Here is a 10,866-nt window from a genome sequence, read left to right on the forward strand (position 1 = left end):
TTTTAGGCTTTTGAGGGGTTTTCTGGTGGACCTCGGCCTTCGTTTTGAAGGGAAGAAGAGGAAACGATAAAAAAGGGGCAAGCGCTGCCTTTTGGAGGAAACAAGGCAAAACGAACCCCAAGGCCGCGGGGCAACCAAGGGATTCGTTGTCTGTTGTTTCGTTAGGTAATCAGTAAGCTTTTTTGTTTCCTGAGACCAAGTTGGCCCCGGCAATTATGGCCGTGATGAAAATGAGTAAAAACGAAATTGCGTTGATCACCGGGGTTGAACCGTCGCGTACCTGCATATACATGTTGATAGGCAGGGTAGCCTGGGAACCGACAAGGAAGATGGTGGTATTGAAATTTTCAAACGACATGAGAAAGGCCATCGCTGCCCCCCCTATTATGGAAGGCCGGAGATATTTGAGCGTAATGAACCATAAGACACTGAATCGGTTCGCGCCTAGGTTGTAGGCAGCCTCTTCCAGTGTACGGTCGAATTTTTTCAGCCGGGCAATCACTACCAGGGCAACAATAGTGGATATGAATGATGACTGGCCGACTACCACAAGCCAGAAACCAGGTCCCAGTATTTTTGCATACCCCCCGAAGAGACTCTCCAAGGCTGATCCAAGTGTATTTGCGAACATGAGGATTGAGATACCGAGAATGACCCCAGGGATTACCAATGGGGCAAGCATCAAAAAATAGAGAAGGCCTTTGAATCTGAAGTCCTCTTGTTCGAACAGAAAGGCTGCACAGGTCCCTAATATAGTGGAGACTACAGTAACAGAGAGAGCAACCCGCACAGACATGCCAAGGCTTCTCAAATTGGACTGGTCATGGAAAATGCCGTATTTCTGTGGTCCGTTGCCAAAGAACCAATCGAGGGTAAAGCCTTCCCAGGGAAGGGAAGGGTACATCGAATTGTTGAAGGCAAACACCATGGTTACCACCAGAGGGGCAAAGAGAAACAGGAAATATAGGATTATAAAAATGCGGAAACCCCAAGAATAGGCTTTTGAACTGGGAAGTGATCGGATCATTTTACTACCTCCTTGAGACTTTGCCGTGTCAGTTTGAGGATAACCCAGATGATGAGCGAGGAAAGGGAAAGCAGGAGGAAGCCAAAGGCTGCCCCTTGGTTCCAGTTGAAATAGATGATTATCTGGTTATAGATCTGCTCGGTAAACCACAGGGAGTTCTTCCCGCCCATGAGGTTCGGGGTGAGATAACTTCCCAGTACCAGCATAAACACGATGATGCCTCCTGATACTATGCCTGGCATACAGTGGGGAATGATGATGGTACGCCATATGGCGGGTTTCTTGGCACCCAGGTCATAGGCAGCCTCAATAAGTGCATCGTCCAAGTCGTCCATGACCCCGATGATCGGGACAACCATGAAGAGCATGCTGGTGTACACCAGTCCCATGACCATGGTTATGTCGTTATAGAGCATCTCCACCGGTTGCTTGAACAACCCAATGGAGGTGAGCAGTTTATTCAGTACGCCGCTTTCCCTCAATAGAATGATCCAGCCATACACCCTGATCAATTCACTCACCCAGAAGGGAACCAGAACAAGGATCATTAAAAAACCTGAGGCTTTGACCTTGGCGATTTTGGTGATATAGAAGGATACCGGCAGGGCAATTACCATCACGATGAACGTGACCAGTATGGAATAAAGGGCGGTACGGACGAAGGTGAGCCAATAGATTGGTTCCTTGAAAAAGGCCAGGTAGTTGTTCAAGGTGAACCCGCTGGTACCAGAATAGCCTGTCCCCAGAAACGAAAGCCTCAACAGTTCCAGATGGGGCAATACGATCAAAAGAAACAGCCAGAGGAATACCGGAATGAAAAAAACGAAGAAACCCCAGTTCCTTTGCTTAGTATCTTGTTTATTCTTCATCATATAGTTTCCAATTTTCCCTTTTGTAGCAAATCGAGGTAGCTGCGTCCCAGCCCACCTGAATTTTGTCTTTTGCCTTGATATTGTCGAACTGCCTGTTCTGCGGCAAGGCAACTACCAGTTCGTTGTCAGTCCCCTGGGGGGTTACCAGCAAGCGGCTGTTTCCCCCGTCAAACAGAATCGCCTTGACCTCTACATCCAAGGTGTTGAACGAAGCTGTCTTCTCCTTCGGGTTGATAATCATAGCCTCGGGACGGATGAAAAGGTCATAGGCTTCCTTTTCCTGGAGTTCCTGTTTTCCGAGTAAAAGGAACTCCTTGCCATTCTCGTATCGGGCAAAATATTGCCCATCACCGTCTTTTCTCAAGGAGACAGGGAGTTTGTTGTTGTTGCCAACAAACTGGGCTACAAAAGAAGAAGAGGGGTTGTGGTACAGTTCCTGCGGAGTTCCGATCTGTTCGAAGTGACCCGCATTCATGACCGCTACCGTATCGCTCATCATCATTGCTTCCGACTGGTCATGGGTGATATAGACAAATGTGGTGCCAACCTGTACCTGCAGTTTTTTCAGTTCGACTTTCATATGTTCCCGTAGCTTTGCGTCGAGGGCTCCCAGCGGTTCGTCAAGCAAGAGGACCGAGGGGTCGAGAACCAGGCATCTGGCTATCGCAATACGTTGGCGCTGGCCGCCTGAAAGCTGGTTGATTTGTTTTTTCCCTGATCCGGGAAGCCCGACCCGTTCCAGAAGTTCATTGACTTTTTTATCAATTACCGCGGATTTCTCCCCCCGTCTTCTCAGGCCAAAGGCAATGTTCTCGTGTACGTTCATCATGGGGAATAGTGCAAGGTTCTGGAATACCAGGTTCACCGGCCGTTTATTCGGGGCTGTGTTTGTCATGTCAACGCCACTGAATGCAATGTTTCCCTCGGTTTGCCTGTAGAACCCTGCGATCATGCGCAAGAGGGTTGTTTTCCCACAACCCGAAGGGCCGAGTATCGAGAAGAATTTTCCTTCCTCTACATCAAACGAGACATGATCGACTGCGGTGAATTCACCGAATTTTTTAGTCAGTCCCTTCACCGACAATGCAATTTCCATGTAGTAGTCCTCCTGTCCAACGGTTATGGTTCGCTTGTTTTGCCTCATTGCTTTCAAGCTGGAAAAGAAATATCTGGTTTTCCAAAAAAGGAACGGCAGCCTTGTAGACTGCCGCTCAGGTCTACCAAAGGAAGGCCATTTAACGGGCAGCCTTGACCTTGTCGAGCGTTTTCCCTTCCATCTCCTCAATCCCGGCAGGAACGGTAGGGTACCAGTTCACCTTAGCCAGAACTTCAGGTGGAAGGCATCTGGTAAAGTTTGCGGCGATTGCCGGATCCAAGAATTTCACAGCATCCTTGCTAGCTGTTCCATAGGTTTCCTTGTTGGTGAAGAAGGCGGCATTTTCAGGTCTCAACATAAAGTTAATCCATTTATATGCGCCGCTGACATTTTCCGACTTTGCAGGAAGGGCAAAGGTGTCGACCCATCCAAGGGCTCCGCTTGTCGGTGCGATATAATCGATATTAGGATTCTCGGCATTGAGTTTCCACCCGGCCTGTTCCCAGGCTGAAGCAGCCCAGACTTCCTCGCTGCGGAGCAGCTGGAGCAGTTGGTCACCGTTGTCCCAGTAGGTCTTTACAACCGGTTTTCCCTTGATCAGGAGTTTTTCCATGTCATCGAGGAAAGCCTGGTATTTGACAGGGTCGGAATAGAGTGAGAAGGGGTCGTAACCGTTTGAGAATCCCTGGCCTATCAAGGTAGGTCTCTTTAGGCGATAGGAAACACGGCCTGCATATTTGGGATCAAGCAGGTCTTTGAAGTCTTTGATACCAGGGGCCTTTGCCTTGTTGACTACCAGGCCTTCTGTTCCATAGACATGGGGAACGGCATAGGAGCTGCCATTGACCAGGGTGTTTTTCTTTACAGACTGCAAAAGGGAAGGGTCTATCTGATCTGTATCGATCTGTGTGAAATCGATCGGCTGATAAATGCCATATTGCTCGACAACCGAGGATATTCTGTCCTGGGAGGGCTGGGCCAAGTCAAACCCACCACCACGGGTAGCCCGTAACTTGGAAATCATCTCTTCGTTATTGCTGAGAGTGACTTCCACTTTAATACCGGTTTCGGCAGTGAATTTGTCAATCAATTCCTGGGGGGCGTATCCTGCCCAGGTGATGATCCTGAGAACCTTGTTCTGGGTTGCTTCTTCTTTCGTTCCTTGGGAGAAGAGCATCGGGCAGAGCAGCATAATGATTACGAGAAAGAGAACAGTTTTCTTCATGCTTGAACTCCTTATTACAAAAAGCGGTAAATCCGCTGAATGTCTCCGGAAAAACAAAAAGACATCACAAACAACGTATTGCCTGATCTGTTTTTTGTTCCATTCAATGAATATAAAACTTCGGAAAAAAAACCCTAGGAATATATGCATGGAAAATCTAATTCACTATATGGCAACAGTGTAAATCCTCGCCAAGTTATCTGTCAATGAAATGTTCCCGGTGTTCTGCTTATGTTTGGGTTTTATCCTGTTTCTTTACTGTGCGAGTAGTAATTTTCTCTGGAGGTAGCGCCTTCTTATGGCTTATTAAAGCGAAAAGCAATATACAGAGTTGTACGTGAAATAGAGATTTTTACGTAATATATTGCGCTAAGTGTCAGTATAGATATATAATTTTATGGTAAAGTGCTAAAATTTTGATTCTCTGATGAAATTCGCTTGACATTTTGGGCACAACTGACCACAAAGTAGAGACAGGGAGGGCAGGCGTCTGCATTGTTGCTAGGATCCTTACCTGGATATATTCGCTCTGCTATGATTCCCAAGGGTACTGAATAGTCAAAGAAGTGTAAAAGTTGTTGCAAAATGTTGCAAAAACAATTGACTTCTCTTGAATCTGCATTAGAATAGAGAGGCGTCAGGCCTTTGTGCCTATCGACACCTTTTTAGAAGGAGTAAGTATGGCAGACATCATGCGTCCTGTTCCATTTTCGGAACTACTTAGCCGTATTGTTGGAGAATATCGTAACCACCATTCAATTTTTGGACTTGCCGAGGAGCAGTTCTATACAGACAAAGGCAAACATGACCTGAAGGTATTTGGCCAGCATTGCAGCACCGCATGTGGTCCCGCTGCAGGCCCCCATACCCAGCTTGCCCAGAATATTGTCACCAGTTACCTTGCCGGTGGCCGGTTCATGGAACTGAAGACCGTACAGGTCATGGATACCCTTGAGATCGACAAACCCTGTATTGATGCCCGCGACGAAGGCTATAATGTGGAATGGTCCACAGAATATTCCCTTCCCAAGGCTTGGGACGAATATGCAAAGGCTTGGATCATCCTGCATGTCATTGAAGCTTTGCAGGGCAAAGGCAAATTCGAGAAGCCTTCCTTTATTTTCAATATGTCCGTCGGATATAACCTTGAAGGAATCAAGACGGCAAAGATGCAACAATTCATCGACTCGATGATTGATGCGAACAAGGATCCCCGCTTTGCAGAATATCTGGCTGAACTGGATGCAATGGTCGAAGAAGGCCTGCTCGATGGTTCCCCCTGGGATGGTATGGAAAAGAAGCTCAAGGGCATTTCTTCCAAAATCAGCGCCAATATCAGCCCCTCGACCACCATCAGCACCATGCATGGCTGTCCTCCCAAGGAAATTGAAGCCATCTGCACCTATATGCTCACCGAAAAGAAAATCGACACCTTTGTAAAGCTCAACCCAACGTTGCTCGGCTATGACAAAGTCCGTGAGATCCTGGACAACCTCGGATTCGATTATATCGGTCTGACAAGAGAAAACTTCGAGCATGACCTGCAGTACAATGATGCAATTGCCATGCTTCATCGTTTGGTAGACCTGGCAAAGAAAGAAGGGAAGGGTTTCGGCGTAAAACTGACCAATACCCTTGGTTCTGTCAACGACCAGGGCGTTCTTCCCGGCAAAGAGATGTATATGTCCGGCCGTGTCCTTCTTCCTATTTCTACCACCGTTGCAAGCTGGCTGAGTAAGGAATTCGGTGGAAAACTCCCTGTTTCCTATAGTGGCGGCGCCAATGCGCTTACCGTCCAGGCTCTTTTTGAGACCGGCATCCGCCCCATTACCCTTGCTACCGATATGCTCAAGCCGGGCGGGTATTCCCGTCTGAACCAGATGGTATCCATCCTGGAAAAGAGTAAAGCCTGGGATATGGATTCCATCGATGTTGAGAAAATCGAAAAGCTTTCCAATGACGCCTGCACTGGCAAATTTGCCGTGACCGAGAAGGAATTCCGTGGTACAGACAGCATTAAGATAGGCCAAGACCTTCCTTTATTCGACTGCTATGTTGCTCCCTGCCAGGTTGCCTGCCCCATCCATCAGGATGTTCCAGAGTATGTCCAGCTTGTCGGAGAAGGCCGCTATGCCGATGCCCTTACCCTTATTTATGACAAGAACGCACTTCCTGCAATTACTGCAAACATCTGTGACCACCAGTGCCAGTTGCATTGTACCCGTATGGATTACGAAGGTGCTGTGCAGATTCGCGAGATGAAAAAACTTGCAGTGGAGAATGGATTCGAGGAGTTTAAGAAATCCTGGGAAGGTCCTACTGACAAGAGCGAAATCAAAGCCGCTGTCGTTGGTGCCGGTCCTGCAGGTCTCTCTGCTGCCTATTTCCTTTCCCGCAGTGGCTTTGACACCACGGTCTTTGAACGGGAGGAGAATGCAGGCGGCGTAGTACGCCATGTCATTCCTGGTTTCCGTATCCCTGTCGAGGCCATAGAGAGTGATATTGAGTTCATCAAAGCACATGGTGTGGATTTCCGCTTCTCTGCAAAGAGCGAGGATATTACCGTCAAGGCTTTGAAAGAATCAGGCTATTCCTATGTCTTCTATGCTGTCGGTAGCGAAAAGGACAATGAAATCCCGCTTAAGGGAGAAACCAAGAATGTATTGCAGTCCCTTTCTTTCCTGGGTGCCTACAGAAAGGATCCGTCCTCTGTAACCTTGGGCAAAAACGTGGTGGTAGTCGGTGGCGGAAATACCGCTATGGACAGTGCCCGTGCAGCCCTCAGGGTCCCTGGAGTAGAGAAAGTCTCTGTGGTCTACCGCAGGACCGAGAAGGAAATGCCAGCCGACCTGGAAGAGTACGGCCTTGCCAAGGAAGAAAACGTAGAGTTCTTGTTCCTTGCAAACCCTGAATCCTATGAAGGAAACAAGCTGGTTGTCCGCAAAATGGAACTCGGTGAAAAAGATGCTTCCGGCCGTTGTCGCCCGGTAGCTACCCAAGAGACTTTCACCATGGTTGCAGACTCTATGATCACCGCCATCGGTGAACATGCCGACTCTGAAAAACTTACCTGGTACGGCGTACCGGTAAACGAGAAGGGTTGGCCGAAAACTGACAAGGAGACCTTGGAATCGGAAGTCGAGGGCGTCTATGCTATCGGTGATGTGCAAAGTGGTCCTTCGACCGTTGTCCGCTGTATCGCAAGTGCAAGGACTGCCGTAGAAGCCTGTATCGACAAGGTACTCGGTCCTCTTGAGGACGACGAAGAAGATGACTGTTGTTGTGGCCATGACCATAGCGAAGACCATGAATGTTCCTGTGGCCACGACCACAGTGAAGATCATGAGTGTTGCTGCGGTGATGACGAGGACGATGACGATTGTTGCAGCGATGATGACGACGATGACGAAATGAGCCCTGAGGAAATGGAAAACCTTGCAGCTGACGAGAATTCCTATTTTGCACTCATCAATGAAAAGAAGAGTCAGATTCTGGTTTCCAAGAGTGTCAGTGACAAGAAATTTGCAGAGACTGAGGCGAAGCGTTGCCTTGAATGTTCCTATATGTGTAACAAGTGCGTAGAGGTTTGCCCCAACAGGGCCAACGTCGCAATCGATGTACGCAATACCGGGGTATTCGACAACCCGTTCCAGATTCTCCATCTCGATGCTTACTGCAACGAATGTGGGAACTGTGACACCTTCTGTCCTTGGACCGGTGGCCCGTATAAAAAGAAATTTACGCTCTTCAGCAGAATGGATGACTTTGAGAATTCTACCAACGAGGGTTTCTATTCTGACAATGGGGAAATCGTTATCAGGTTTGCTGGTAAGATTTACAATTGTTCAATGGACGAGGACGGGATCCTTGTAGGCGACCAAGAGGGAATCACCGATGAAGTCGCTGCCTTGATCGAGGAAGTGTTTACATCGTACAGCTATCTGCTGGGTGTCGTAGAAGACTAAGGAGCGTGCCATGTCAACAATAGTAATCAAGAACACCCGCGTTATGCAGACAATGCCTCCGTTTACCGTTACCACTGATGTGGATGTCGTCATCACCGATGACGTCATCCGCGCCGTGGGAAAGGGAGCAGGCTCGTCTGTGCAGGCGGACAAAGTAATCGACGGAAAAGGCAAGACGGTCATTCCTGGAAATGTCTGTGGTCACCACCACTATTATTCAGGGCTTTCCAGGGGCATGATGATCTCAGCCGGTCCCCAGAACGATTTTATCCAAGTGTTGAAGGAATGGTGGTGGCGCCTTGACCGCGGACTCGATGAGGAAGCTTGTTATTACAGTTCACTCATTTGCTCTCTCGACGCTATCAAGGCAGGTACAACTACCTGTATCGACCATCATGCGAGCCCAAACTATATTGCCGGTTCGCTCGATACCATTGCCAATGGAATGGAAAAAGTCGGTGTACGGGGAACTACCTGTTATGAAGTAACTGACCGGAACTTTGGTATGAAAGAAGTCGAAGACGGGGTTAGTGAAAATATTTCCTTTGCCAAGTCCAGTAAGAAGCGCACCTTGGTTCGCGGAATGATCGGAGGCCATGCCCCCTTTACCATTCCCGATGAGGGTTTGCGCCTGATGGGTGAGGCGATGAGGGAAACGGGTGCCGGTTTGCACTTGCACGTGGCTGAGGATAAGTACGATGTCGTACATTCCCACCATCACTACAACAAGGACATCGTTGACCGGCTTGACTCGTTCGGTCTGCTTACCCCGAATTCATTGTTGGTTCACGGCCTTTGGCTGAATGGCAAGGAAATCGAGAAGATCAACGAACATGATTGTTTCTTTGCCCACAACGCCCGTAGCAACATGAACAACAATGTCGGTTACTGCCAGCACATCCAGGATGTAAAGAACTTGATCATCGGGACCGATGGTTGCGGTGGAAATATGTTCGAGGAACTCAAACTTGCCTTCTTCAAGCATAAGGACGAAACAGGATCCTGGTGGCCCGGTGATTATCTTACCGCCCTCTCCAGGGGAAACAAACTGGTCGAGAAGTATTTTGATGGGAATTTCGGAAGGGTTGAGGCAGGCTACAAAGCTGACTTGGCTATTCTCGACTACCAAAACCCGACTCCTCTGTTGGAAGGCAATGCCGCTGGGCATTTTGTTTGGGGCATGAGCAGCAATTGTGTCGAAAGTGTAATTGTAAACGGGAAACTGGTTATGGAAAATCATTCCTTCCCAGGACTCGATGTAGCAGAAATCTATGCCCAGGCGGCGAAAGTTGCCGAACGCGTATGGAAAAAAGTTGACAAAATCGCTCCCTAAGTAGAGCGATAGGAAGATAAGACTAGACAATGTCGAAGGGGAATTTACTATGAGTATTCAGGAACAGATTAGAGCCAAGGCTGCCGAATATCGCGACTATACGGCGCTGAATCTCTCCAAAATGGTGCAAACCAAGAGCTATAGCTCCCAGGAAGAGGATGTTTGCCGCCTCATCGTTACTCTTTGCGAGGAAGCAGGGTTCGATGAAGTATATATCGATGGACTCGGTTCGGTTATCGGCCGTGTCGGCAACGGGCCTAAGAAACTGGCCTTTGATGCCCATATCGATACCGTTGAAGTCGGAAACCTCAAAAACTGGGATTTCGACCCGTTCTCCGGTGAGATCAAAGACGGAAAGGTCTGGGGTCGTGGTACTTCCGACCAGAAAGGTGGCGCAGCTTCCATGATCACTGCTGGTCGTATCCTCAAGGAGCTTGGCTACGGTGGCGAGTATACTTGTTACTTTACCTTTACCGTAATGGAAGAGGACTGTGACGGCATGTGCTGGAAATACCTCATCGAAGAAGAGAATTTCCGCCCTGACTTGGTTGTTTCCACTGAACCTACCTCCTGCCGCCTCTACCGCGGACATCGGGGAAGAATGGAAATCAGGATCATTCTCAAGGGCATTTCCTGTCATGGAAGCGCTCCCGAGCGTGGTGTCAGTGCAGCCTACAAGGCCGCTAAGGCAGCCCTTGCCATTGAGCAGCTCAATAAAGACCTCCAGCCCGACGAAGAGAAGTTCCTTGGAAAGGGAACCATCACGGTCAGCCAGATGGACGTCAAGGGACCCAGCCAGTGTGCAGTTGCCGACTATGCAATGCTGTATTGTGACCGCCGCCTGACTTGGGGTGAAGACGCCGACCTTGCTATCAGCCAGGTTCGTGAATATGTCTCCAAGGCTACCGGGGACGATCCCGATTCAATCGTTGTCGAGATGCCCAACTATGAGAAAATCGGCTGGACCAAGAAGCCTTACTCTCAGGAACTGTATTTCCCAACCTGGAAGATCGATGCAAATCACAAGCTGGTCGAAGCCGGTGTCGCAGGACATGAGGCCCTTTTCGGAAAGGCTCCTGTCGTAGACAAATGGACTTTCTCCACAAACTTGGTTGCTACCACCGGTCGTCACAAGATTCCAGCTATCGGTTTCGGACCTGGCGATGAGTCACAGGCTCATGCCCCTAACGAGATCAACCGCATAGAGGACCTTGAGATTTGCAGTGCGTTCTACGCAATGCTTCCGTATTCCTTGGAAAAATAGTTCTTTTTCTTTCCCTGGAGAATTTGTATTGTGTATATACAGCCACAAGGCCTTTCTGGCTTGTGGCTGTTTGGTTCTCTGGTT

General features: G+C 48.7%; 7 protein-coding genes. 3 read left to right on the top strand and 4 right to left on the bottom strand.

The genetic code is table 11. The features are described from left to right. Positions 1 to 169: 169 nt before the first annotated feature. The 4 genes from SPIGRAPES_RS15640 to SPIGRAPES_RS15655 all read right to left on the bottom strand — a co-directional run bounded on the left by SPIGRAPES_RS15640 (position 170) and on the right by SPIGRAPES_RS15655 (position 4,220). Entirely contained in the window at positions 170 to 1,027 is an 858-nt protein-coding gene (locus SPIGRAPES_RS15640) for an ABC transporter permease (protein WP_014271731.1), read from the bottom strand. Continuing rightward, complete coding sequence (locus tag SPIGRAPES_RS15645) at positions 1,024 to 1,899, bottom strand: ABC transporter permease (protein WP_014271732.1); 876 nt, start codon at positions 1,897 to 1,899, stop codon at positions 1,024 to 1,026. The genes SPIGRAPES_RS15640 and SPIGRAPES_RS15645 overlap by 4 nt, the downstream gene beginning before the upstream one ends. Next, positions 1,886 to 2,995 (bottom strand): ABC transporter ATP-binding protein, encoded by a 1,110-nt coding sequence (locus tag SPIGRAPES_RS15650; RefSeq protein ID WP_014271733.1) that lies wholly within the window; start codon positions 2,993 to 2,995, stop codon positions 1,886 to 1,888. The genes SPIGRAPES_RS15645 and SPIGRAPES_RS15650 overlap by 14 nt, the downstream gene beginning before the upstream one ends. A gap of 139 nt (positions 2,996 to 3,134) precedes the next feature. Continuing rightward, a complete protein-coding gene (locus tag SPIGRAPES_RS15655; RefSeq protein WP_014271734.1) occupies positions 3,135 to 4,220 on the bottom strand; it encodes an extracellular solute-binding protein in 1,086 nt (361 codons plus the stop codon). 680 nt (positions 4,221 to 4,900) lie between these two features. Here SPIGRAPES_RS15655 and ygfK point away from each other — a divergent pair. Genes ygfK through SPIGRAPES_RS15670 form a run of 3 tightly spaced genes read left to right on the top strand, consistent with a single transcriptional unit; the run spans position 4,901 to position 10,782 of the window. Next, entirely contained in the window at positions 4,901 to 8,185 is a 3,285-nt protein-coding gene (gene ygfK, locus SPIGRAPES_RS15660; protein WP_014271735.1) for a putative selenate reductase subunit YgfK, read from the top strand. 10 nt (positions 8,186 to 8,195) lie between these two features. Beyond that, positions 8,196 to 9,518, top strand: a complete 1,323-nt coding sequence (ssnA, locus tag SPIGRAPES_RS15665) for a putative aminohydrolase SsnA (RefSeq protein ID WP_014271736.1) — start codon at positions 8,196 to 8,198, stop codon at positions 9,516 to 9,518. A gap of 49 nt (positions 9,519 to 9,567) precedes the next feature. After that, positions 9,568 to 10,782, top strand: a complete 1,215-nt coding sequence (locus SPIGRAPES_RS15670; RefSeq protein WP_014271737.1) for a YgeY family selenium metabolism-linked hydrolase — start codon at positions 9,568 to 9,570, stop codon at positions 10,780 to 10,782. The last annotated feature ends 84 nt before the right edge of the window (positions 10,783 to 10,866 follow it).

It is taken from the genome of Sphaerochaeta pleomorpha str. Grapes, assembly GCF_000236685.1.
GTDB classification, from domain to species: domain Bacteria; phylum Spirochaetota; class Spirochaetia; order Sphaerochaetales; family Sphaerochaetaceae; genus Sphaerochaeta; species Sphaerochaeta pleomorpha.

Excerpts from the sequence above, each read along its gene's own strand:
- SPIGRAPES_RS15640 (WP_014271731.1), bottom strand. The coding sequence starts at position 1,027 with ATGATCCGATCACTTCCCAGTTCAAAAGCCTATTCTTGGGGTTTCCGC.
- SPIGRAPES_RS15645 (WP_014271732.1), bottom strand. The coding sequence starts at position 1,899 with ATGATGAAGAATAAACAAGATACTAAGCAAAGGAACTGGGGTTTCTTC.
- SPIGRAPES_RS15650 (WP_014271733.1), bottom strand. The coding sequence starts at position 2,995 with ATGGAAATTGCATTGTCGGTGAAGGGACTGACTAAAAAATTCGGTGAA.
- SPIGRAPES_RS15655 (WP_014271734.1), bottom strand. The coding sequence starts at position 4,220 with ATGAAGAAAACTGTTCTCTTTCTCGTAATCATTATGCTGCTCTGCCCG.
- ygfK (WP_014271735.1), top strand. The coding sequence starts at position 4,901 with ATGGCAGACATCATGCGTCCTGTTCCATTTTCGGAACTACTTAGCCGT.
- ssnA (WP_014271736.1), top strand. The coding sequence starts at position 8,196 with ATGTCAACAATAGTAATCAAGAACACCCGCGTTATGCAGACAATGCCT.
- SPIGRAPES_RS15670 (WP_014271737.1), top strand. The coding sequence starts at position 9,568 with ATGAGTATTCAGGAACAGATTAGAGCCAAGGCTGCCGAATATCGCGAC.